Genomic DNA, 23,088 nt, shown 5'->3' with positions numbered 1-23,088 from the left:
CCGATTCGACCGACCTCGTCAAGCTTCCGGACGGCGCCGCGCAGGCGTCGCAGGACGAGGTGCCTCATGAGCCCGTGGGCGCCGCGCAGGCCGTGATGGAGCCGACGCCCGCCATGCACTGGCGCGCCTGGCTTCTGACCGACGCGCCGCGCTCGCGCGGCCAGGCGGCGTTGGGCCGCGCGTATCGCCGCTGGCGCCGCTTCGCGAGCAATCCGCTCTCGCTCTTCGGCCTCGCGATTCTGGCGCTGCTCGTGGCGCTTGCGGTGTTCGGGCCGCTCGTCGCGCCGCACGATCCGCTGCGCCAGGTGCTCTCCGACCGGCTGCTGCCGCCGGGCTCTGCGTCGCACTGGCTCGGCACCGATCAACTGGGCCGCGACATTTTCTCGCGGCTCATCTACGGCGCGCGCATCACGCTTTCCATCGCGGTGCTCGTCGTGGTCGTGGTGGTGCCCATCGGTCTCTTGATCGGCACGACGGCGGGCTTCTTCGGTGGCTGGATCGACAACGTGCTGATGCGCGTGACCGACATCGCGCTCGCGTTTCCGAAGATCGTGCTCGCATTGGCGTTCGCGGCTGCGCTGGGCCCGGGCGTCGTGAACGCGGTGATCGCGATCTCGATTACCGCGTGGCCCGCCTATGCGCGCCTTGCGCGGGCCGAAACGCTGCGCCTCGTGCAGGCCGACTTCATCCACGTGGCGCGGCTGCAAGGCGCCTCGCGCGCGCGGCTGCTGCTGCGCTATATCGTGCCGCTCTGCTCGTCGTCGGTGATCGTGCGCGCCACACTCGACATGGCCGGCATCATTCTGACCGTCGCGGGCTTGGGGTTTCTGGGCCTGGGCGCGCAACCGCCCAGCCCCGAATGGGGCTTCATGGTGGCATCGGGCCGCAACGTGCTGCTGGAAGCGTGGTGGGTCGCGACCATTCCGGGCTGCGCGATTCTCGCCGTCAGCCTTGCGTTCAACCTGCTGGGCGACGGCTTGCGCGACGTGTTCGACCCGCGGCATGGAGACTGAATGATGGCAACCGAACGCTCTGGCAGCGCGCCGCTCGCCGAAATAGAAGACCTGCGCATCGCTTTTCGCGGCCACGACGGCGCGCTCACTGAAGCGGTGCGGGGCCTCTCGCTCACGGTGAAGCATGGCGAGCGGCTTGGCATTGTGGGCGAATCGGGCTCGGGCAAGTCGCTCACGGGCCGCGCGCTGCTCGGCCTTTTACCGCCCGCCGCGCAACTGAGCGCGAAGACGCTGCGCTTCGACGGCGCAGACCTGATCGGCATGCCCGCGCGCGAACGGCGCAAACTCTGCGGCCGCGAGATGGGCATGATCCTGCAGGACCCGAAGTACTCGCTGAATCCGGTCATGACCGTGGGCGCGCAGATGCGGGAGGCGTTCGCGCTGCACGAACCGAGGTTGGGCCGCCGCGCCATGCGCGAGAAGATTCTCGCGGCGCTCGCCGCGGTGCATATTCGCGATCCGCAGCGCGTAGCCACGGCGTATCCGCACGAACTCTCGGGCGGCATGGGGCAGCGCGTGATGATCGCGATGATGGTGTCCGCGGGGCCGAAGCTGCTGGTGGCCGACGAGCCCACCAGCGCGCTCGACGTGCTCGTCTCCATGCAGGTGCTCGCAATTCTCGACGAGATGATCGAGCGGCACGACACGGGCCTCGTGTTCATCAGCCACGACCTGCCGCTCGTGATGTCGTTCTGCGACCGCGTCGTCGTGATGTACGCGGGACGCGTGGTGGAAACCTGTGCGGCGCGCGACCTGGTGCACGCGCAGCATCCTTATACGCGCGGGCTGCTGGCGGCCAATCCGCCGCTCACGAACCCGCCGGACACCTTGCCGGTGCTCGAACGCGACCCCGCGTGGCTGAATGACCGCGCCCATCAAGCCGGGACCGGCGAAGGAGTGCGGCCATGATCGACGTCGATGCCATCACGGTGCGCTTTCGCACGCAAACCGGTCCGTTCGATGCCGTGCGCGGCGCGAGCTTTCATGTGGACGAGGGCGAGGTGTTCGGGCTCGTCGGCGAATCGGGCTCGGGAAAGTCGACCATTCTGCGGGCGTTGACGGGTCTTGCGCCCATCGTCGAAGGCCGTGCGCAGATCGCAGGCCACGCCGTAGGCGCGAAGCCCGATCGCGCTTTCCGGCGCAACGTGCAGATGGTGTTTCAGGACCCGTATGGGTCGCTGCATCCGCGCTTCACGGTGGACCAGACGCTGCGTGAGCCGCTCGCCATCAACGGGCTTGACCGCGAGGACGAACGCATTGTCGATGCGTTGCGCGAAGTGGGGCTGGGGCCGTCATTCCGGTTTCGCTACCCGCATCAGCTTTCGGGCGGACAGCGGCAGCGCGTGGCGATTGCACGGGCGTTGATCGTGGAGCCGCGCGTGTTGTTGCTCGACGAGCCGACATCGGCGCTCGACGTTTCCGTGCAGGCCGAGATTCTCAACCTGTTGCGAAGGCTGCATCGCGAGCGCGGGCTCACGATGATTCTCGTGAGTCACAACCTCGCGGTAGTGGGCTTTCTGTGCGCGCGCGTGGCCGTGATGCGCAACGGCGAGATCGTGGAGCAGCTTTCGGTGGAAGCGGTGCGCGCGCAGCAGGTGGAGCACGATTACACGCGCAGTCTGCTGCTCGCGACGGGCGGATATCACCGCAAGGCGGCGGCCGGCATCGGGATCGATGCGGCGCTTTGATGTGGTGCTTTGAGGTGGTGCTTTGATGTGGCTCTGTAGCGGCCTCAGTGGCCGCTCTATGGCCGCACCACGGCGGCTTGATGCGAGGCCGCTGGTTGCCCGGCGCGAATGCGCCGGGCGGCAAGGTAGTCGGCTAAATCAACGGTTCAATCAACGATCGATGGCAAGCTTCGCGCCGAGCCCCAGCAGCACCGTTCCCATGACGGCATCGATCGGCTTGCGGATCTTCGCGTAGCCGCGCTGCACGCTCGCCGTGGAGAGCAGCACCGCGACCGTGCTGAACCAGCCGATGGAGACCGCAGCGACGGTCGCCACCGTTGCACCGTGCACCCACATGGGCGCGTGCACGGGCAGCAGCGTGACGAACAGACTGCCGAAGAACGCAGCGGCCTTCGGATTCGTGAGCCCGACCAGCACGCCGCGACGGTACGAATGCCAGCCGCTGCCCGTGTACGCGGCGGCAGCAGGTTGCGGCTCGGACGGCTGGCGCAGGCCCGCAAGCGTTTTCACGCCGAGGTACAGCAGATAGAGGGCGCCCGCAATGCGGATGCCTTCGTAAAGCCACGCGAGCTTCGCGAGGATCAGACCGAGCCCGAACACGGCGAGCGTGGCCCACAGTGCGTGCGAGGTGGCGATGCCGGCCGCGGCGCAGAGTCCGGCGCGCCGGCGCGAGAGCGCGTGCGACGTGACGGCGATCAGGTCGGGACCGGGGCTGATGCAGGCCAGCAGCATCACGCCGGCTACGGCAGCAAGTTGGGCAAGATAGGGCATCGGCGAACCTCTACGGAAGGAGCGGGGAAGCTGCCGATGTTAACGTATCGTGCCGCGGCGCGCTCGCGGCGGCGGGCCTGAAAACTGCTGCGTGGCCTGGGTGTGGCCTGGGTGTAGCCTGGGTGTAGCCGGGGTATGACTTTGTATGTCCCCTGAGCCAGGCCTCGTCGCGAAAGGAGGGAACCGATGACGAACGCTCACCGAATGCCATTCGACCTCATCGGGGCGCGGATGCTCGCGCGCCTCGTGCCTGCGCTTTGCGTGCTGCCTGTGGTGGAGGGCGCCGCTCCCGCCGTCATTCAACCCGAAACGCTGCGCCTTGCACCGAACGGCTGGATTCCGAATCATCCGCGGCTGCCCGTGCTCGTTTATCGAGACGCGATTGCGCCGTCCGGCCGCGACCCCGCCGCGCGCTTCGAAGCGCGCTTCGCGCAGAACGGCTGGCCGCCGCAATGGCGCAATGGCGTGTATGACTTCCACCACTTCCATCCGTCCACGCACGAGGTGCTCGGCATTGCGGCGGGCACGGCGCGCGTGATGCTGGGCGGGCCGCTGCCCGGCGGGCACGAGGTCACGCTGCGTGCGGGCGACGTGGTCGTGCTGCCCGCGGGCACCGGCCATTGCCGCATCGACGCGAGCCGGGACTTGCTCGTCGTGGGCGCGTATCCGCCGGATCAGGACACCGGCATCAGCCGCACGGCGCTGGACGCGGAGCGCCTCGCAGCACTGGAGCGCGTGGGGTATCCGAAGTCGGACCCGCTCTACGGCGCGCAAGGTCCGCTCGTGAAGCTGTGGCACGGGGCTTGATCGAGCCGCACGGTATCGTGCCGGCGCACGCCGACTCAAACGCGGAGCACGGCGGCAAACACGCAAATGTGAGCAACAGGCACGCGCTCGACCACAGCCCATCGTCGAAACACGCCGTGCCGTCAGCGTTTCCCGGCGTGCCGCAGCGTGCAGGGAATGCGAGTTGTGGCAAGGGTGGTCGGGCTTCTATTCTGGCGTCGTTGGGCGAGATGGCATGGGGCCATCGCCACGCTTCGAGAGACTCACGATGACCGATACGATTCAACGCACCTCAGAAACCACGACACAAACCACGACACACGCCACGGCGCAAACCATGAAGCTCAATCACCTGAGCTTCCCTTCGGCCGACACCGCCGCCACCGCCCGCTTCTTCGAGCAGTATCTCGGCTTCACGATTGCCGGCACGTGGGAGCAGTCGTACATCCTGAAGCGCCCCGGCTTCGACGTGGTGATCGATCACGCACGCGACGACGTGCCCGCCTGGCCGAAAGCCTTCCACGCGGGCTTCGAGCTACCGAGCCTCGCGGCCGTGCGCGCCTTGTACGAACGCTTCAAGGCAGACGGCGTGCAGATGGAGACCGAGGTCTTCAACAACGGCCGCGGCTCGCGTTTCTTCTGCCGCGCGCCGGGCGGCGTGATGTTCGAACTGAACACCCGCACAGACGCCGCCCCCGAATATCAAGGCACGTTCGACAACTAGCGCGCAGCGGCGTACCGCGGCGCCGGCACGTTGCGCGACAACTCGTTGAACATGGCGAGACGCGCCGCGTTGTAGGCGTCCCACTTTTCGCCCGCGTGCAGGGACGGAATGGTGACCAGCTCGCCGCGGTCGAAGCCCACCAGCGCCGCGTCCACCATGTCCGGTGCGGGCATCACGATGTTGCTGTCCAGGTGTTCGAGCGGCAGGCCGCCCGTCTGCCAGAAGTCCGTGGCGGTGGCGCCGGGCAGCACGGCCTGCACCTGTACGCCCTTGCTCGCCAGTTCGTGGTGCAGCGACTGGCTGAACGCCAGCACGAACGCCTTGGTGCCGCCATACACGCCGTTGAGCATTTCGGGCGTAATGGCGACGATCGACGCGATGTTGATGATGGCGCCCTTGCCGCGCGCAACGAAGCCGGGCACCGCGGCGTAGGCGAGGCGCGTCAACGCCGTCACGTTCAGCTCGATCATGTCTGTCATGCGTTCGACGTTGCTCTCCAGCAGCGGCGTGTGTGTGCCGATGCCCGCGTTGTTCACGAGCAGACCGATGCTCGCGTCTTCCTTGAGTTTCGCTTCCACGGCAGCCAGCGCGGCGCGGTCGCCGAGATCGGCTTCGATCACCTCCACGTTGCGGCGCGTTTCGGTGGTGATGCGGTCGGCGAGCGTGACGAGGCGCTCGCGATTGCGCGCCACGAGCACGAGGTCGTAGCCGCGCCGCGCGAGGCGGTCGGCGTAAATGGCGCCGATGCCCGACGATGCGCCCGTTACCAGCGCCGTGCCTTGATGTGCCTGAGTCATGATTTGCTCCTTGCGGTTGAGTGGTGTGGATTCGGCAAGGCAAATCGTAGGCGTCGCGGAGGGTGGCGTAAATGACGTTTATAGGTATGTTTCAGGACATGGCGTCTGAAGGCGTAAATGCTCGACCACAGAGCAGCGAATGCACGCTTTCCACCACGGCGGGGCGTTTTGCGTTGCGTTTGCATCGGTTCGCCGAACGGCCTGCGCACAGGTGCGAGAGCTTACAGACGGGCTCCGTCAGCGGGGTGGAGAGCGAGCTTCGTTTCGAGGTCCTGGCGCGCGCGTTCATCGGCGCTTTGTTCGTGGAACATGCGTCGTTGAACATGCGTGGTTGAACATGCCCTGTTCAGGACGCGATAAGGGCGATCCCTTGCTTTTCGTTTGCCGCGGTTTTGCTCATATCAATCCGGCCTGTTTTCGATCAACCGTCCCTAAAAGACCGCTCTCAAGTAATGCGCCCGTCTGCCGTTATGCCTCTTGCCCCCTATGAGGAAAGAGACAGAGAGGAGTTCTGCATGATCGACAAAGCCCAGCAGGACATTGAGCAGCGTGTCAGATTGGCCGGCAACAACATGTTCGAACTGCTGCTGTTCAGGTTGGGCAGCGCGCCCGGCTCGGACCAGCGCGAGCTGTACGGCATCAACGTGTTCAAGGTCCGGGAAATCGTGGAGATGCCGCCCATTACCGCCCTCGCGGGCTCACGTCCCGAAGTGATGGGGGTGGTGGATATTCGCGGCCAGGTCATGCCGGTCATCGACCTGGCGCAGACCATCGGCTGTCGCACGGCGGGTGGCCCGCGCATTCTCCTCGTCACCGAATTTGCCCGCACCACGCAGGGTTTCGCGGTGGAAGAGGTGGACGACATCGTGCGGCTGGAATGGAATCACGTCATTCCCGCCGATGCGTCGCTCGGCAACGGCGCCGTGACCGGCTTCGCGCGACTGGACGGCAATACGCCCGACAGCCGCCTCGCGCAGGTGATCGACGTCGAGCAGATTCTGCGCGACGTAATGCCCGACCACGGCGCCCAGCCCGAGCAGGAGACGGGCCGCATCACGCTGCGTCCCGGTTCGAAGGTGCTGGCCGCGGACGATTCGGGTCTGGCACGCAAGCTGATCGAGCAAAGCCTCGATGAAATGGGCGTGTCCTACGTCACGACCAAGAGCGGCCGCGAGGCGTGGGAGTTCCTGCAGGGCGCCGTGCAGCGTGCGCGCGATCAGGGCAGCCGCGTTTCCGACGAGATCGCGCTCGTGCTCACGGACCTCGAAATGCCCGAGATGGACGGCTTCACGCTCACGCGCATGATCAAGTCCGACGACGAGCTGCGCGCCATTCCCGTGGTCATCCACTCGTCGCTGTCGGGCAGCGCGAACGAACAGCATGTGAAGAAGGTAGGCGCAAACGGCTACGTCGCCAAGTTTGCCGCCGCGGAACTGGCCGATGCCATGCGCCATGCGCTGGCCGAGGCATAAAAACGAACCCTGAAATGCAGACGTCTTCTCTTTCCATCCGCTTTCCCATCTCGGTCGGATCGACCACTGAAATCGTGGTTGCGCCCGGCAAAGTCGTTCGGGTGTTTCTGGTCGACTCGCTCGTCCCGCTCTACAACGTCGTGTATGCCGGCTCGCGTTTCATGGCGAATCGCGAGCAGGTGAAGCGGCAGATCGAGGCGCTTGCCGCGCACGGCAGCGAAATGCCGGCGCCCACGTGGGAATGGAAGCTTAACGCAGGCTTCGACCGTTCCGTGGATGGCCATGCGAAAAAAGGCTGGATGCTGATCGAACACCAGGAAAGCTGACGGCTTTTCCGGCGAGCCGAAGCCGGCACGCCGGATAGCGCTCAGGTTCGGCTCGGGTGCTTCCGCGTTGTTTTCAGGCGCCGTTTTCAGGCGTCGGGCGGCACGCCCAGTAGCTTGAGTGTGCCTTCGGTCACGCCCGCGAAGACGGGACCCGCCACCGTGCCGCCGTAGAAGCCCTGGCCGGCAGCGGGATCGTCGATCATCACGGCGACGATCACGCGCGGGCGACTCATCGGCGCCATGCCGACGAAGAGCGAGCGGTAGCGGTTCTTCGCATAGCCCTGGCCCACGTGCTTTCTCGCCGTGCCGGTCTTGCCGCCCACGCGGTAGCCCGGCACGTTCGCGGCGCGGCCGGTGCCGCCGTCGCCCGTGGCCATCTCCAGCATTGAACGGATCGCGGCCGCCGTGGCGGGTGTCGTCACCCGGCGCGGCTGCGCGGGTGCGCTGGTGTTGGGTGCGCCGTTTGCGTCGGTGGCCGGGGCGCTTTGCGTGAGACGCACAGGGTGCAGCGTGCCGTCGCCTGCATACGCGGTGTAGACCTGCGCGATCTGCAGCAGCGACATCGACAGGCCGTAACCGTAGGCCATCGTGGCCTGCTCGATGGGCCGCCAGCGTGCGTATGGCCGCAACTGCCCCGACGCGGCGCCCGGGAACGCGAGCGCCGGCTGGTGGCCGATGCCGTAGTCCTGATACTTGCGCCAGAGGGTTTCGGCCGGCAGGTTCAGCGCGAGCTTCGCGAGCGCGACATTGCTCGATTTCTGCAGCGCCTCGGCCACCGTCACGCGGCCATGATTCGACGTGTCGTGAATCACGGCGGGGCCGATGCGCCAGGTGCCCGGCGACGTATCCACGATGGTCTGCGGACGCACCTTGCGTTCGTCCAGCGAGAGCGCGACGACGAGCGGCTTGATCGTGGAGCCGGGCTCGAACGTGTCCACCACCGCGCGGTTGCGCAACTGGCTGCCCGTGAGCCGGGCGCGGTCGTTGGGATCGAACGACGGCCAGTTGGCGAGCGCGAGAATCTCGCCGTTGTGCGCGTCGAGCACGACCACGCTGCCCGCATGCGCGTTGTGCTTCGCCACCGCGGTCTTCAGCTGCGCGTAGGCCAGTTGCTGAATGCGCCGGTCGACCGTGAGACGAACGGTCTCGCCGTTGCGTGCGGGCACGGGCGGACGCGTTTCCAAGACCACGCGCCCCAGGCGGTCGCGAATCACTTCGCGGTGCCCCGGCGTGCCGGAAAGCTGCGCATTTGCCGCCAGCTCCACGCCTTCTTGTCCCTTGTCTTCGATGTCGGTGAAGCCCACCACGTGCGCCGCGGATTCGCCTTCGGGATAGAAGCGCTTCGTATCCGCAATCTGCGTGATGCCGGCGAGCGCGAGCCGCTCGATGTGCTGCGCCGTCTGTGCATCCACCTGGCGTTTGAGCAGCACGAACGAGCGGTCGCTGCGCAAGCGGCGGCGCAACTCGTCGAGCTGCATGTCGAGCAATTCCGCGAGCGGACCGTACGCCGCTTCGTCCACGAGCTTGGGGGTGGCCCACATTTCGTAGGTGGCAAGGCTCACTGCGAGCAGACCGCCGTTGCGGTCCACGATGCGCCCGCGCGTGGCATCCAGTTCGACCGTGCGTTGATAGCGCTTTTCGCCCTGCACGACGTAGAACTCGCGATTGGCGACCTGTACCCACAGCGCGCGGCCCGCGAGTGTGGCGAAGGCCGCGGAGGCGAGCAGCACGACGAACTTCGAGCGCCACGAGGGCAGGCGCGCCGCGAGCGCGGGGTGAACACTGTTGCGGGCATAGCCGGCAGGCCGTTGCCGGTTCTTCGTGTAGGTCATGAACGAGAGCGGACAGCGGTCGCCGTCACGAAGCGGGTGGGTAGGCCGTAATCATAATGTAATGAACGTGTGAAGCGATGGCCGGAGCGTGGCGTCGCGACATGATTTGCGCTCCCGATGAGCGCGGGGCCGGCGTTTGCAGGGGAAGGACCAACGCGCGCAGAGAAAGCACGCAGAGAAGGCACAAAGACCGCGCCCGGGCCGTGTCGCGACCCTTTCAAATTCCGCGCCGCTCACTCGTCTAGTGAGTGCGCCATTCCGGCATGGCGTGGTTTCGAAGACGCCCGGCGCACGCGCCGGCGTCTTCATTTTTTGCAGAGACCAGCGAAGCCGGCCTCTGCATGGTGGCGATCAAGCCGGCAACTGGAAGCTCGCAATAGCGTCGCGCAGCGCGCTTGCCTGGTCCTTGAGCGAATGGGCCGCTGCGGCAGCCTGTTCCACGAGCGCCGCGTTCTGCTGCGTCACCTGGTCCATCTCGCCCACGGCGCGGTTCACCTGCTCGATGCCCGCGCTCTGCTCGCGCGAGGCATGGCTGATCTCTTCGAGAATCTCGTTCACGCGCTTCACCGACTGCACGATCTCCGTCATCGTCGAGCCCGCGTTCGAAACGAGCGCCGCGCCGCCTTCCACGGTGTCTGTCGATTTCTCGATGAGTGCCTTGATTTCCTTCGCCGCCGTGGCCGAGCGCTGCGCGAGGCTGCGCACTTCCGCTGCGACCACCGCGAAGCCGCGGCCCTGTTCGCCTGCGCGTGCCGCTTCCACCGCAGCGTTCAACGCGAGGATGTTGGTCTGGAATGCGATGCCGTCGATCACGCCGATGATGTCGCCGATCTGCTGCGCGCTGTGCGTGATCTCGCCCATGGTGCGCACCACGTCGTCCACCACGCGGCTGCCGCGCGTGGCGATTTCCGCCGCTTCGCTCGCAAGCGTTGCCGCCTGCGTGGCGCTGTCCGCGTTCTGCTTCACGTTCGAGGTCATCTGGTCCATGCTCGACGCGGTCTGCACGAGCGCGGCGGCCTGTTCCTCGGTGCGCTGCGAAAGGTCGGTGTTGCCCGCCGCAATTTCGTTGGCGCCCACGTTGATGTTCTCGGCACCGCTGCGCACGCGTCCCACGGTGTTCACGAGCGACTCCTGCATGGCGCGCAGTGCGAACAGCAGGCTGCGCTCGTCGCGGCCTTGCACGGTGACGTGCGCTGTGAGGTCGCCCTGCGCGATGCGGTGCGCCGTTTCCAGCGCGGTTTCCAGTTCGCCGCCCAGGCTGCGCCGCACGCTGCGCAGCACCAGCACCATCACGGCCGTGGCCACCGCGCCGAGCGTCACCGTGATGGCGAGCCAGCGCGCGAGGCTTTCGAGGAACGCCGTGCGCACGTCGTCCATGTACATGCCCGTGACGGCGATCCAGTCCCACGGCGCGAAGCGCAGCGCGTAACTCGTCTTGGGCACCGGTTCCTGGCTACCCGGCTTCGACCACAGGTAATCGACGAAGCCGCCGCCTTCCTTGCTGGCCGCATTCACGATGTCTGTGAACATGTGATTGCCGGCCGGATCGGTGAAGTTCGCCATCTGCTTGCCGACCAGTTCAGGCTTGATGGGATGCATCAACATGACGGACTGCGAATTGTTGATGGAGATGTAGCCGTCCGCCCCGTAGCGCATGGCGGCGATGTCGGCGAGCGCCTGTTTCTTCGCGTCGTCTTCGCTCAGCACGTGCTGCTGAGAGAGGTCGTAATAGTGTTTGATGACGCCGTTGGCTTGCTGGATGAGCGCGACGAGTTGGGTGCGTCGTTCAGCGATCATCGACGTGCGGCTTTGCCACGCGCCGGACGCACCGATCAGGATCAGACCGATCCACAGAACGACGATCATCGAACCCAGTTTCTGGTTGAGGGTTAGCTTGTGCATGGTGGGGGCTCATTCTTTGTAAGGCCGCTCTCGGGCAACGCGCGTCCCTGGCGGGGTTACTTGCCATAACGGCACTGCGGATGCCGCAGCGCAGCAGGGGAAACCCGTAATTTCGAGCCTCATGCTCAGGCTGTTTGTCGCACGCTTGCCTGCGATGCGAATGTGCTCCCTCGTTGTTTGCAGCGCCTGCTATTCCTTGCGATGTGTCGTTGCTATTCGCAGAGCGAGAGGGCGTCGCACGACACTGCAACGTGTTCTGCACATTCGTCGTATTCGTCGTATCTGTCGTGTGCGTGATGTGCGCCCGGACGCGTGACCGGATCTTTCTCGGGCGGCCCTTCGGGGCGCTGAGGTTCGTCGTTGTGATGGCCCGGCGTGGGCGGCGATGTGCGCTCGCTGTCGGGGTCGCGCGTGGGGTCCGCCAGCGGATCGGGTATGGGGGCGGTATGCATGCGGATCATCAACTCACCTCGCGGGAAGGAGCGAGGCCGGCGTGCTTCGAAAGTGCACGGGAAGCAGCCGGCGCTCGCCGGTCGTCGTCTTTCATAGCGTAGGCGATACCGCGCGGCGATGCAGGGACTTCGGTGCGCCGCGCGTCGCTCACCGCACCGGCTTCCTCGCGCGTTTGCCGTGCGCCCGGATGGCATCGAGCTGCCAGTAGCGTTCGGGCGCGAACACGTCGTCGTAACCGTTGGGCAGCGCGCGCAACTGGCTTTCGTAGGCGAGTACCGCTTCGCGTTTGGCGAACGCCTGGCGCGATTCGTCGAGCGTGTGATCGTGCGCGGGATGCGCGGGCGTGGCAGTAATGCCGCGTTCGAGCAGATCTGCGAGGCGTTCCTGCACGAGGCCCGGCAGGCGCCGGTAAATCGCTTCTTCATAGGCGAACCACGAGAGATGCGCGAGCCGCGGCAGCACTTCGCAGCACGCCGCGAACACGAGCGCGTGGTCGCTGTGAAAAAGCCCGAGCGGCATCAGCAGCGTATTGGCCGTGGACCCGTAAATGACCTCTTCCAGCGCGGCCGCGAGCGTGCTCACGGTGGGCGAGTCGAGGTACTGCGCATCGAGAAACGGCATGCGGACCGGAATCGCATCGAGCAAGTCGAGCGCGCGGTCGTCTTCTGCCGCGCGCATGCGAATGGCTTCGTGCGCGCCGCTGAAACCGGACTGCTTGTCCCAGGGCGTGGACAGGTCGTGCTCGGGAGCACCGGCGAACACGGTGCAGACGGCGGCATCGGGATGCGTGGCGAGCAGGGCGCCGCATCCGAACACGGCATCGTCGAAATGAGGGGAGACGACAAAGAGGCGCGGGTTGGTTTCGCTCATGGGCGTCGGAAGGGTAGCGGGCAGTGGCGCGCGACAGCGGGTCACCATCGTCGCAACAACGACGACTGGCGGCAAGACCGGTGAGAGCGGCGGTCACATCAGCTTAGACAATGGCACGCTGCTTTCGTAGGACATTTTCGCGGGACTTGAACGACGTGGGGCAAGCGATGTGCCTGCGCGCGAGCGTGGCGCATCGACGCGTCGTCTGTCGTTTCATTCGCCCTTGAGGTCGGCCGGCGTATCGACGTCGCGCAGGATGCCGGGGTCGTTCACCTCGATGCGGGTCACGGCCTGTGACGAGAAGAGCGCGCGTGCGCCGGTGTCGCCGTCCAATGCCACGAGCGCTTCGCGATGCGCGGCACCGAAGCCCACCGGGTGGCCTCGCTGCCCGCGATAGTACGGCGCGGCGAGCGGCGCGCCCTGATCGACGGCGCGCGCCACGGCTTCAACGGTGGAGACCGCGATCCACGGCATGTCGGCAAGGGCAACGACCCAGCCTTGCGCATCGTCCGTCGCCTCGACAGCGGCGGCGAGGCTTGCGCCCATGCCGCGCTCGGCCGCGGGGGAGAAGATCACGTCGCAGCCCGCTTCGTTGAGCACGCGCGCGAGCGCGTCTGCGCCAGGACGAACCACCGCCACGACCTGAGGCACGACGAGCAGCAGACGATGCGCCGCCGCGTGCGCGACCGTCGTGCCATCGGGCAGCGGCGCGAGCAGCTTGTTGCGCAGACCGTCGGGATCGAAGCGTGAGCCCGTACCGGCGGCAAGCAGCACGCCGGTCGCGAACGATTCGTAGGAAGGCATGAGAACGGCCAGGTGGGGAATGAGGCCGATTGTGCGGCGCAACCGGTCGTGAGGCAAGCGTCGCGACCGGCGGGCGCTTATAGGCCTGGTGCGAGGCCCGATGGCTTATAGGCCGAGTGCGGATGTGCCTCGGCACATGCGGGCTCAACTGGACTGCGTATCGGCGCCCTTCCGCCCGGGCTGCGCCGGTTGCGACCGTTGCGAAGGCTTCGAAAACATGGCCTGGCACGCGGGCTTCAACTCGTCGTAGTGCGATTGCAGGCAGTGGGCGATCTTCTGCTTGTTGGGAATGTCCTCTGCACAGAAGTGAAATGCGTCGCCCTTGCAGGCACTTTCTTCCTGCTTGCGCGACTGGGCAGGGGACGACACGCTGAGCGCGAGCCCTGTGGCGAGCAGCGCGCAGGCGAGTACCGAGCTTGTCGAGACGCGAGTAGTCATGGTTCCTCCCGGGCGTCCTTGCTGTGGCTGAGTGTTGGATTGCTGGGGTTGCGCAGTTGCAATAGCGGGTTGCCACGCATGCGATGCACCCACTGGCCGCTTCGCACGAAGCGTGCCCGGCACGCGGCTTGCAGCATTGCGTGCATGCAATGGAGGAACGGTCATGACACGTTTTCGCCTCTTGCCCGCCATCGCCACCCTGGCGGCAACGATGACAGCGGGGCTCGCGCTTCCCCTCGCGAGCGCGCGGGCAGACGGGGCGGACGATACGCCGAGCCCCTGCGCGGCGCTCAAACGCATCGTCGCGGCAGCGCCCCAGGGCTTCCAGTCGCTCGGTCCCGACGACGGACGCGCCGTCGCCCAACCCTATGGCGACGACGCGCGCTGCACGCCGTCGCGCGCGGCGTATCGATGCGAATGGACGCCGCACGACGCGGGATCGTCGGCGGCTGCGTTGCAGGGCGTGGGGGCCGACATCGCCTCGTGTCTGCCCGATGCCACGCACGACCAGAACTCGCCCGCGCGCCAGCACTTCTACCTGGGCGCACGGGGCGATCGTACGGAAATCACGGCGGCGGCAGCGGGCGCTTCGCGCGTCACGCTGACGGTTTCGAAGCCGTAGCGGCAGCGCGGGTCGAGCGCGCAGCGGGCGTTGATGGGAGGCGCCCGTTTGTAATTTCTTCCGCGGGTTCGCATCGCGTCACGGCATTTTGCGAGCGGGAAGCCGTGACGCGATGCAATGCCACGCGATGCAATGTGCGAAGACCTTATCCCTGCGCGGTCAGATCGACGAGATGCGGAATGGCCACGTCCGGATTCACGTCGGCGTCGTAGTTCACGGACGCGAGGCCGAAGCCGAAGAGCCGCAGGAATTCCTGCTTGTAGCCGGCGAAGTCCGTGAGTTCGTAGAGGTTCTCTTTCGTTACGTGATTCCAGAGGTCGCCGATGCGCGTCTGCACCTCGGGCGCCAGTTCCCTGTAGTCGGCCCGCAGGCGGCCTTCGTCGTCCAGATGCGGCGCGGCGCCGTAGAGGCTCTCGCGATAGAGCCCATACACCTGCTCGATGCAGCCTTCGTGCGTGCCGTTTTCCTTCATGACCTTGAGCAGCAGCGCGAGATACAGCGGCATCACGGGAATGGCCGAACTCGCCTGCGTGACCACGGCCTTGAGCACGGCCACGCGCGCGTCGCCGCCGTGCGCGGCGAGCTTCGCGCGTATGTCGAGCACCTTGCGGTCCAGGTCCTTCTTTGCGGCGCCGATGGTGCCGTTCCAGTAGATGTCGTGCGTGAGCGTGTCGCCGAGGTAGGTGAACGCCGTGGTCTTCGCGCCGTCGGCGAGCACGCCGGCTTCGCTCAGCGCATCGATCCACATCTGCCAGTCTTCGCCGCCCATCACGGCCACCGTGTTGTCGATCTCGGCCTGCGTGGCGGGCTGGATCACCGTCTCGCCGATGGTTTCCTTGTCGGTGTCGAGGCCGCGCAGCGTGACGGTCTTGCCGATGGGCTTGAGCGTGGAGACGAAGGTCTCGCCGGTGATTGGGTGCGTGCGCCGCGGTGCCGCGAGGCTGTACACGACGAGATCGACCTGGCCCAGATCGCGGCGAATGGCGTCGATGGTTTGCTCGCGCAAGGCGTGGGAGAACGCGTCGCCGTTGATGCTTTTCGCGTAGCGGCCCGCTCGCCGCGCGAATTTTTCGAACGCGGCGCTGTTGTACCAGCCGGCCGTGGCCGGTTTGCTCGCGCTGCCGGGGCGTTCGAAAAACACGCCGAGCGTATCGGCCCCGTACGCGAACGCGGCGACGATGCGCGCGGCGAGCCCGTAGCCCGTGGAGGCGCCGATCACGAGCACTTTCTTCGGCCCGTTCGCCACCTCGTCTGCAGCACCGTCACGGCTTTGCGCCGTCACGTAATCGATCTGCTCCTTGACGTTGGCTTCGCAGCCGGCGGGATGGGCCGTGACGCAGATGAAGCCGCGCACGCGCGGTTTGATGATCATGTACTCCCCTTGTCGAGATGCGGGCCGTGGCCGCGGACGCAAAAAATGACGGCATTTTAAAGGAGCCGGCCAGCAAGCGGACGCGACACGCGCTTGCCGCACGCCGCTTGCCGGCGGCACGCGCGTGCTCATGCCCGGCTGGACGATGCCTTCGGGCATGGCGCGGTAGACTGCGGCAACTTCGATGTGAGGCTTTTATGGGCCAACTGACAGGCCAACCGACGGACCAACCGACGGACCAACCGACGGACTAAAGCGACAGGCTAAATGGACAGAATCGACGCCATGCGGGTGTTCGTTGCGGCGGTGGACGAAGGCAGCCTCGCGGGCGCGGGCCGGCGCCTCGGACGCTCGCCCGCCGCCGTGAGTCGTGCCGTCGCATTCCTCGAAGAGCACACGGGCACAGCGCTGCTGCACCGCACGACGCGCACGCTGAGGCTGAGCGAAGCCGGCGAACGCTATGCGGGCGCGTGCCGACGCATTCTCACGGATCTCGAAGAGGCCGACCTGCTCGTTGCCGGCGAGGCCGCGGCCCCGCGCGGCCTGCTCACGGTCACGGCGCCCGTGGCCGCGGGCGAGGAGCTATTGCAGCCCGTGCTCGAAGCGTTCATGGCGCTCCATCCCGATGTCACCGTGCGCCTGCAGTTGCTGGACCGTCCCGTGAGTCTCATCGACGAAGGCGTGGACGTGGCGCTGCGCATCGCGCATCTGCCGGACTCGTCGCTGATCGCCATTCCCGTGGGCGAAGTGCGGCGCGTGGTGGCCGCCGCACCGCACTATCTGGGCGGGCATCCGCCCATCACGCAGCCCGCCGATCTTGCGGGCCATCGCATCATCGCCATGACGCATTTCGGCCTCGACTCGTGGAGCTTCCCGCCTGCGGGGCGCTCCACGGTGCCTTTCGTCGTGCAGTTCACGCCGTGCTTCACCGTCAACACGGTGCGCGCGGCGGTGGCCTCGGCCTGCGCGGGGCACGGCGTGACGCGCGTGTTCTCGTATCACGTGGCGGAGGCGGTGCGCGGCGGGGCGCTGAAGATCGTGCTCGAAGACAACGAGCATGCGCCGCTGCCGGTGCATCTGATCACGCCGCAAGGGCGGCTTTCGGTGCCGAAGGTGCGTGCGTTCGTCGACTTCGCGGCGCCCCGTTTGCGCGAACAGTTCGCGCAGCGGCAGCGGATTACCGACCGCCGGTAACGTGCGGCCTGCCTCGCGCGGGCCTTGCACGGGCTTGCGTGGGCCTTGCGTGGGTCTTGCGTGAGGGTGGTGATTCGATCGCCGCGCGGAAGAATGTCTTCCGTGGCGAGGTCATTCAGTTGCAAAACGATTCAATCTAGACTGCCTTTCAGCGAAGGCCGGGACCTTTCTCCCTCCCCGGCCGGAAGGAGTCGACGATGGATTACGCAGCAACCAAGGGCAGAGCCGCAGGCGCGGCCTCCTTCAATCTCTGGCGCGGCACCGTGGCCGGGGCGAGCGCGAGTCTCGTCGGCATTGGCCTCGCGCGTTTCGCGTACACGCCGCTGTTGCCCGCCATCATCGGTGCGCATTGGTTCGACGCTTCGACGGCCGCGTATCTGGGCGCGGCCAACCTGGGCGGTTATCTCGCGGGCGCACTCGCGGCGCGTGCTCTCGCGAAGCAGTTTCCCGCCGCGTGGGTGCTGCGCGCGATGATGGCGCTCGTCACGGTGGCGTTCGTCGCGTGTGCTCTGCCGGTGTCGTTCCTCTGGTTCTTCTTGTGGCGGCTCGCGTCGGGTGTGTCGGGCGGCGTGCTGATGGTGATGGCCGCGCCCACCATCCTCGCGCACGTACCGCCTTCGCGGCGCGGCTTTACGAGCGGGGCGATCTTCACGGGCATCGGGCTTGGCATTGCAGCCTCGGGGACCATCGTGCCGCTGTTGCTGCATCAAGGTCTGACGCAGACCTGGCTCGGGCTCGCCGCGGTCTCGCTCGTGCTTACCGTTGTCGCGTGGAACGGCTGGCCGCATGAGGAGCCGACGGTGCACGCGTCCACCGCCACGCACACCCCCCACGCCGCGCACAAGGCGCCACCGGTTCGCGGACTGCGCGCGCTGTACGCGGGTTACGGCTTGAATGCGGTGGGTCTCGTGCCGCACATGATCTTCCTCGTGGACTACGTGGCGCGCGGTCTCGGCAAGGGCGTGGACGGCGGCGCACAGTACTGGGTGCTGTATGGCCTTGGCGCGATGGTGGGTCCGCTGGTGAGCGGTCATCTCGCCGACCGGGCGGGCTTTGCGCGGGCGCTGCGCATCGCATACGGGGTGCAGATGATCGCGGTGGCGCTGCCGCTGCTGGGGCTCGGCCCCGTGCCGTTGATGATCTCGAGCGTGGTGATGGGCGCCTTCGCGCCCGGCATCGTGCCGATCGTGCTGGGCCGCGTGAACGAAATGCTCGCGCATCACCCCGCGGCGCAGAAAGGCGCATGGAGCAAGGCGACCACGAGCTTCGCCGTGATGCAGGCGGTGGCCGCGTATGGACTGTCGTTCCTGTTTTCCCGAACGGGCGGCGGTTACGCGATGCTGTTCGCCATCGGCGCGGTCGCTCTGGTGCTCGCGCTGGCACTCGATCTGATCGTGACAGAGAAGGCGAAATGAGCCGGCCCGCCGACGTGGACGGAACGGTGGAAGCGGCCGCGACGGCTGATGATGTCACCGCCGTAGCCGACGTAACAGCGGACGTGCACGCGTCAGCCCCTGGCAGCTATGCCGGGCGCAACGAGCGCTACTGGCGGCGCAACCTGGCCGTCTGCGTGTTCGGCTCGTTCACCACGCTCGTGAGCCTCAGCATGTTGCTGCCGTTTCTGCCGCTCTATGTGCGGCAACTCGGCGTGAGCTCGCAGGCTGCGGTGATCCAGTGGTCCGGCGTGGCGTTTGGCGCCACGTTTCTGGGCACGGCGGTGACGTCGCCGCTGTGGGGCCGGCTGGCCGACCGCTACGGACGCAAGCCGATGCTGGTGCGCGCCGCTATCGGCATGGCGGTGGTGATGTCGCTGATCGGCGTGGCTCACACGGTGCATCAGCTCGTGGCGCTGCGCCTCGTCGCGGGGCTGGTGGGCGGTTATGCATCGGCGTCCACGGTAATGGTGGGCACCCAGGCGCCGCGCGAACGCGCAGGCTGGGCGCTCGGTGTGCTGTCGACCGGCGCGCTCGCGGGCAATCTGATCGGGCCGCTTGTGGGCGGGCTGCTGCCGGGCTGGATCGGCATTCGCGGCACCTTCTTCGCGGGCGGCGCGATGATCGCCGTGGCTGCTTTGCTTACGATCTTTGTCGTGAAGGAAGATTTTCAGCGCGGCGATGCGGGGGCGCGGGCATCACGGGCGACATCGCGCCCGGCCGTTGACGGGCGCAACGGCACGCGCTTGCCGCATCGCGCCAACTACGCGGTGATCGCCGCGCTGCTTGTCACGGCGATGATGGTGTTGCTCGCGAACATGTCGATCGAGCCCATCATCACGGTCTATATCGGCGGGCTCGGCGTCGCGGCGGATCGGCTGACGCGCGTGGCGGGCGTCGTCATGGCGTGCTCGGCACTCGGCAGCATGTTGACGGCGGCGCGCCTCGGCGCGCTCGCGGATCGCATCGGCAGCTGGAACGTGATCGTCGGTTGTCTCATGGCGACAGCGCTCGTCATGATTCCGCAGGCGTTCGTCACGGAGTGGTGGCAGCTTGCGGCGCTGCGCGTGCTGATGGGCATGACGCTGGCGGGGCTGCTGCCCGCCATCGCCAAGCTCGCCCGGCACGCCGTGGACGAACGCAGCACCGGCCAGATGCTCGGTTACCTGCAATCGGCGCAGTTCAGCGGGCAGGTGGCGGGCCCGCTGATCGGCGGGCAGATTGGCGTGCTGTTCGGATTGCACGCGGTGTTCTTCGTCACGGGCTCGCTGCTCATGCTCTGTGCGGGGCTTGCGCACTGGGCGCGCAAGCCTTGACGTGCGCGGCGGCGTTCGGCGCGCCGCTGCGGTGGACGGCGCTGCTCACGCCTGCGCGGGACCCATCACCTTGTCGAGCGTGATCGGCAGATCGCGCACCCGCACACCCGTTGCGTGATAGACGGCATTGGCAATCGCAGCGGGCACGCCCGTAATGCCGATCTCGCCAATGCCGCGAATGCCGAGCGGATTGAAATGCTGGTCGTTTTCGTCCACGAACGTGATGTCGATGTCGTGGATGTCCGCGTTCACGGGCACGTGATACTCCGCAAGGTTCGCGTTCGTGAAGCGGCCATGGCGCAGGTCGAGTTGCGTGCCTTCTTCGAGCGCGGTGCCCACGCCCCACACGATGCCGCCCATCAACTGGCTGCGCGCGGTCTTCGCGTTGAGCAGCTGCCCCACGCTGTAGACGCCCACGATGCGCGCCACGCGAATGGTGCCGAGTTCCGCATCCACGTGCACTTCGGCAAACACGGCGCCGAACGAGTGGAACGAGTAGCGCGCTTTCTCTTCGCCAGGCTTCGTGGTGCTTTGTGCCTCGATGGGCTGGCCGCCCGCCCGCGCGATGATGGCCGCGGCCGGATCGCGCCGCGAGTTGTCGCGGCGGCTCGTCACCCAGCCGTCTTCCACGGTGACGTCTTCGGCCGCGGCGCCGAAGAGCGGCGAGCCCTTGTCGGCAATGGCCGCGGCGATCAGCTTCGCGCGCGCCTGCAATGCTGCTTCGCGCACCGCGGGCGTGACGCTGGCCGCCGACTGGGAGCCGCCCGACCCTGGCGCGCGCGGCAAGGTCGAATCGCCCAGCGCGAAGCGGATGTTCTGCGGGGGAAAGCCGAGCGCGTCGGCGGCCACCTGCGTCATCACCGTGTAGGTGCCCGTGCCGATGTCCTGCGTGCCCGAGGCCACCATGGCCGTGCCGTCGGGCAGGATGCGCGCGATGGCCGATGCTTCGCTGCGATTCGCGGGATACGTCGCCGTCGCCATGCCGAGCCCGACCAGCGTGTCGCCGCGGCGCATGGAGCGCGGCGTGCTCGTGCGGCGCGACCAGCCGAAGCGCTGCGCGCCCACGCGATAGCACTCGCGCAGCGCCTTGCTCGACCATGGTTTGCCATCCTGAGGATCGACCTCGGCGTAGTTGGCGAGCCGCAGCGCGACGGGGTCCATGCGCAGGCGCCACGCGAGTTCGTCCATGGCGGATTCGAGCGCGAACGAGCCCGGCGTTTCGCCCGGCGCGCGCATGAAGGTGGGCGTGCCGACGTTGAGCGGCACGAGCCGGTGCGTGGTGGCCTGGTTCGGCACGGCGTAGAGAATGCGCGTGGCGAGGCCGCACATCTCGGTCCAGTCTTCGAAGGCCGAGGTGTTGGCGAGCGTGTCGTGACGCATGCCGGTGAGCGTGCCGTCGTGGCGCGCGGCGAGCATGAGGCGCTGCTCGGTGTGCGGACGGCCGCCCACGGGGCCGAACATCTGCGGACGCGTGAGCGCAAGGCGCACGGGGCGGCCCGTCTGCTTTGCAGCCATCGCGCACAACGAAACGTGCGACCACGACGACCCTTTGCAGCCGAAGCCTCCGCCGAGGAACGGCGAGATCACGCGCACGTTGTCGGGCGCGATGCCGAACACGGCGGCCACCGCCGTGCGCGCGCCCGAGACGCCTTGCGTCGAGTCGTAGAGCGTGAGCTGCGGGCCGTCCCAGTGGGCCATCGTGGCGTGCGGCTCCATGGGATTGTGGTGCTGCATCGGCGTGGTGTAGGTCACGTCGAGCACGGCGGCGCCTTCGTGCAAACCGGCCTCCACGTTGCCGCGCTGCGTGGCCATCGGGCGGTTCTGCTGGTCAGGCGGCGTGTGGGCCGCAGCCTTGGCGCGATCGAAGTCGAGCGCGGCGTTGCTCGCGCGGTACTGGATGCGTAGCGCGTTCGCGGCGTCCGTTGCGCGTTCGAGCGTGTCGGCCACCACCACGGCGACAGGCTCGTTGCTGTAGCGCACCTGGTCGTCCTGCAGCAGCGTGAGCCGGCGCCCCGCGGGCGGCGACAACGGCGAGCGCCCGCTGTTGGGCAGACGCATGGCGTTTTCGTGCGTCATGACGAGCAGCACGCCAGGCATGGACTGCGCTCGGCTCGCATCGATGGATGCGATGCTGCCGCACGCAATCGTGCTCGTGACGAGCACCGCATGCGCGAGGCGCGCTTCGGGAAACTCGGCGGCGTAGCGTGCCTCGCCCGTCACCTTGAGCACGCCGTCGATACGATCGAGCGGCTGGCCGGTCAGGTTGTTCATGCGAAGTCTCCGATCTGTCCTGCGGCGCGCTTCACGCAGCGCACGATGGCGCGTTGCGCGAGCGGCACCTTGAAGGCGTTGCCCTCGAGCGGCCGGGCGTCGCGCAGGGCGAGGGCAGCAGCGTCGCGCAACGTGGCATCGGTGAGGCGCTGGCCCGCGAGCCGTTGCTCTGCTGCCGTGGCGCGCAGCGGCTTGTGCGCCACACCGCCCAGCGCGATGCGCGCTTCCTTCACGGTGTGGCCGTCCATCTGCAACGCAGCCGCCACCGAAACGAGCGCGAACGCGTAGCTCGCGCGGTCGCGGACCTTGAGGTAATGCGCGTGGTCGGCGAAGCGCGGCGGCGGAAGATCGACCGCGGTGATGAGTTCGCCGGGTTCGAGCGTGGTGTCGAGATCGGGACGGTCGCCGGGCAGACGATGAAACGAGGCGAACGGGATCTGCCGCTCGCCGCTCGGGCCGCTCACGAGCACGACGGCATCGAGCGCCGCGAGCGCCACGCTCATGTCCGACGGATTCACGGCCACGCACTGCGGGCTCGCGCCGAGTATGGCGTGCATGCGGTTGTGGCCACCCATCGCTGCGCAGCCGCTGCCCGGGTTGCGTTTGTTGCACTGGGCGAACGCGGGATCGTAGAAATACGCGCAGCGCGTGCGCTGCATGAGGTTGCCGCCCACCGTCGCCATGTTGCGCAACTGTGCCGAGGCACCGGCGAGCAGCGCCTGCGAGAGCAACGGATAGCGCGTGCGAACGAGCGCGTGATTCGCGGCGTCGCTGTTACGTACGAGTGCGCCGATGCGCAGCGCGCCGCCCGGTCGCGTATCGATCGAATCGAGACCGCTGATGCGCGTGATGTCGATGAGCTTGACGGGATGCGCCGCGCCGCCTTTCATGAGGTCCAGCAGATTCGTGCCGCCGCCGATGAACACCGCGCCCGGTTGCTGCGCGGCACGCACCGCGCTCGAGACGTCGGTTGCGCGTTCATAGGAGATCGCTTGCATGTGGGC

At 67.2% G+C, this 23,088-nt stretch carries 22 protein-coding genes; 11 read left to right on the top strand and 11 right to left on the bottom strand.

Translation table 11 applies throughout. The annotated features are described in order from the left end of the window. Positions 1-95 precede the first annotated feature (95 nt). The 3 genes from nikC to PKKP23_RS07690 are packed head-to-tail and all read left to right on the top strand — an operon-like array spanning position 96 to position 2,701. Entirely contained in the window at positions 96-1,013 is a 918-nt protein-coding gene (gene nikC, locus PKKP23_RS07700) for a nickel transporter permease (RefSeq protein WP_176048901.1), read from the top strand. Beyond that, entirely contained in the window at positions 1,014-1,922 is a 909-nt protein-coding gene (locus PKKP23_RS07695; protein ID WP_420873202.1) for an ABC transporter ATP-binding protein, read from the top strand. It abuts the gene before it with no gap. Then, complete coding sequence (locus PKKP23_RS07690) at positions 1,919-2,701, top strand: ABC transporter ATP-binding protein (RefSeq protein ID WP_126876447.1); 783 nt, start codon at positions 1,919-1,921, stop codon at positions 2,699-2,701. The genes PKKP23_RS07695 and PKKP23_RS07690 overlap by 4 nt, the downstream gene beginning before the upstream one ends. A 150-nt stretch (positions 2,702-2,851) precedes the next feature. Here the strand turns inward: PKKP23_RS07690 and PKKP23_RS07685 are convergent, their stop codons facing one another. After that, entirely contained in the window at positions 2,852-3,472 is a 621-nt protein-coding gene (locus PKKP23_RS07685; RefSeq protein WP_126876446.1) for a LysE family transporter, read from the bottom strand. 186 nt (positions 3,473-3,658) lie between these two features. Between PKKP23_RS07685 and PKKP23_RS07680 the strand changes: the two genes are divergently transcribed. Together PKKP23_RS07680 and PKKP23_RS07675 are read left to right on the top strand one after the other, a co-directional pair. Further along, entirely contained in the window at positions 3,659-4,279 is a 621-nt protein-coding gene (locus PKKP23_RS07680; RefSeq protein WP_240658819.1) for a cupin domain-containing protein, read from the top strand. Positions 4,280-4,595: 316 nt separating this feature from the next. After that, entirely contained in the window at positions 4,596-4,982 is a 387-nt protein-coding gene (locus tag PKKP23_RS07675) for a VOC family protein (RefSeq protein ID WP_126876562.1), read from the top strand. Here PKKP23_RS07675 and PKKP23_RS07670 read toward each other — a convergent pair. Continuing rightward, positions 4,979-5,779: an SDR family NAD(P)-dependent oxidoreductase gene (locus PKKP23_RS07670; RefSeq protein ID WP_126876445.1), complete on the bottom strand. Its 801-nt coding sequence runs from the start codon at positions 5,777-5,779 to the stop codon at positions 4,979-4,981. The genes PKKP23_RS07675 and PKKP23_RS07670 overlap by 4 nt on opposite strands. Positions 5,780-6,294: 515 nt before the next feature. Between PKKP23_RS07670 and PKKP23_RS07665 the strand changes: the two genes are divergently transcribed. After that, a complete protein-coding gene (locus PKKP23_RS07665; RefSeq protein ID WP_017777465.1) occupies positions 6,295-7,251 on the top strand; it encodes a chemotaxis protein in 957 nt (318 codons plus the stop codon). Positions 7,252-7,265: 14 nt separating this feature from the next. Continuing rightward, positions 7,266-7,577, top strand: coding sequence for a hypothetical protein (locus PKKP23_RS07660; RefSeq protein WP_042301348.1), 312 nt, complete (start codon positions 7,266-7,268; stop codon positions 7,575-7,577). Between the two features lie 86 nt (positions 7,578-7,663). On the opposite strand, the gene PKKP23_RS07655 is transcribed toward PKKP23_RS07660, so the two are convergent. From PKKP23_RS07655 to PKKP23_RS34295, 6 genes are all read right to left on the bottom strand, one after another. Next, complete coding sequence (locus PKKP23_RS07655) at positions 7,664-9,409, bottom strand: peptidoglycan D,D-transpeptidase FtsI family protein (RefSeq protein WP_126876444.1); 1,746 nt, start codon at positions 9,407-9,409, stop codon at positions 7,664-7,666. Between the two features lie 351 nt (positions 9,410-9,760). After that, entirely contained in the window at positions 9,761-11,311 is a 1,551-nt protein-coding gene (locus PKKP23_RS07650; protein ID WP_017777468.1) for a methyl-accepting chemotaxis protein, read from the bottom strand. Between the two features lie 212 nt (positions 11,312-11,523). Beyond that, positions 11,524-11,763, bottom strand: a complete 240-nt coding sequence (locus PKKP23_RS34060; protein ID WP_168724538.1) for a hypothetical protein — start codon at positions 11,761-11,763, stop codon at positions 11,524-11,526. A 148-nt stretch (positions 11,764-11,911) separates the two neighbouring features. Continuing rightward, the gene (locus PKKP23_RS07640; protein ID WP_126876442.1) at positions 11,912-12,634 is read right to left on the bottom strand and encodes a PIG-L deacetylase family protein; all 723 of its coding nucleotides are present in this window, start codon (positions 12,632-12,634) and stop codon (positions 11,912-11,914) included. A gap of 213 nt (positions 12,635-12,847) precedes the next feature. Continuing rightward, positions 12,848-13,438, bottom strand: a complete 591-nt coding sequence (locus tag PKKP23_RS07635) for a nucleotidyltransferase family protein (RefSeq protein ID WP_126876441.1) — start codon at positions 13,436-13,438, stop codon at positions 12,848-12,850. Between the two features lie 144 nt (positions 13,439-13,582). Further along, on the bottom strand, positions 13,583-13,876 hold the full coding sequence (locus tag PKKP23_RS34295; protein ID WP_176048889.1) for a hypothetical protein: 294 nt from the start codon (positions 13,874-13,876) through the stop codon (positions 13,583-13,585). A gap of 163 nt (positions 13,877-14,039) precedes the next feature. Between PKKP23_RS34295 and PKKP23_RS07625 the strand changes: the two genes are divergently transcribed. After that, entirely contained in the window at positions 14,040-14,498 is a 459-nt protein-coding gene (locus PKKP23_RS07625; RefSeq protein WP_126876440.1) for a hypothetical protein, read from the top strand. Between the two features lie 145 nt (positions 14,499-14,643). On the opposite strand, the gene fabV is transcribed toward PKKP23_RS07625, so the two are convergent. Further along, on the bottom strand, positions 14,644-15,870 hold the full coding sequence (gene fabV / locus PKKP23_RS07620) for an enoyl-ACP reductase FabV (RefSeq protein WP_126876439.1): 1,227 nt from the start codon (positions 15,868-15,870) through the stop codon (positions 14,644-14,646). Positions 15,871-16,137: 267 nt separating this feature from the next. Here fabV and PKKP23_RS07615 point away from each other — a divergent pair, with 267 nt between their 5' ends. The 3 genes from PKKP23_RS07615 (at position 16,138) to PKKP23_RS07605 (ending at position 19,813) form a co-directional block, all read left to right on the top strand. Next, entirely contained in the window at positions 16,138-17,064 is a 927-nt protein-coding gene (locus PKKP23_RS07615) for a LysR family transcriptional regulator (protein ID WP_126876438.1), read from the top strand. 197 nt (positions 17,065-17,261) lie between these two features. Further along, the gene (locus PKKP23_RS07610; RefSeq protein ID WP_126876437.1) at positions 17,262-18,479 is read left to right on the top strand and encodes a YbfB/YjiJ family MFS transporter; all 1,218 of its coding nucleotides are present in this window, start codon (positions 17,262-17,264) and stop codon (positions 18,477-18,479) included. Beyond that, positions 18,476-19,813 carry an MFS transporter gene (locus PKKP23_RS07605; RefSeq protein ID WP_126876436.1) on the top strand — a complete coding sequence of 446 codons (1,338 nt, stop codon included), beginning with the start codon at positions 18,476-18,478 and terminating at the stop codon, positions 19,811-19,813. Before PKKP23_RS07610 ends, PKKP23_RS07605 begins: the two co-directional genes overlap by 4 nt. 45 nt (positions 19,814-19,858) lie before the next feature. On the opposite strand, the gene PKKP23_RS07600 is transcribed toward PKKP23_RS07605, so the two are convergent. Next, on the bottom strand, positions 19,859-22,084 hold the full coding sequence (locus tag PKKP23_RS07600) for a xanthine dehydrogenase family protein molybdopterin-binding subunit (RefSeq protein WP_126876435.1): 2,226 nt from the start codon (positions 22,082-22,084) through the stop codon (positions 19,859-19,861). Continuing rightward, positions 22,081-23,082 carry an FAD binding domain-containing protein gene (locus tag PKKP23_RS07595; protein WP_126876434.1) on the bottom strand — a complete coding sequence of 334 codons (1,002 nt, stop codon included), beginning with the start codon at positions 23,080-23,082 and terminating at the stop codon, positions 22,081-22,083. The genes PKKP23_RS07600 and PKKP23_RS07595 overlap by 4 nt, the downstream gene beginning before the upstream one ends. Between the last annotated feature and the right edge of the window lie 6 nt (positions 23,083-23,088).

It is taken from the genome of Paraburkholderia kururiensis JCM 10599 = LMG 19447 (assembly GCF_003986935.1).
In the GTDB taxonomy this organism is placed as follows: domain Bacteria; phylum Pseudomonadota; class Gammaproteobacteria; order Burkholderiales; family Burkholderiaceae; genus Paraburkholderia; species Paraburkholderia kururiensis.
This window is presented reverse-complemented; position numbering and strand designations above follow the sequence as displayed.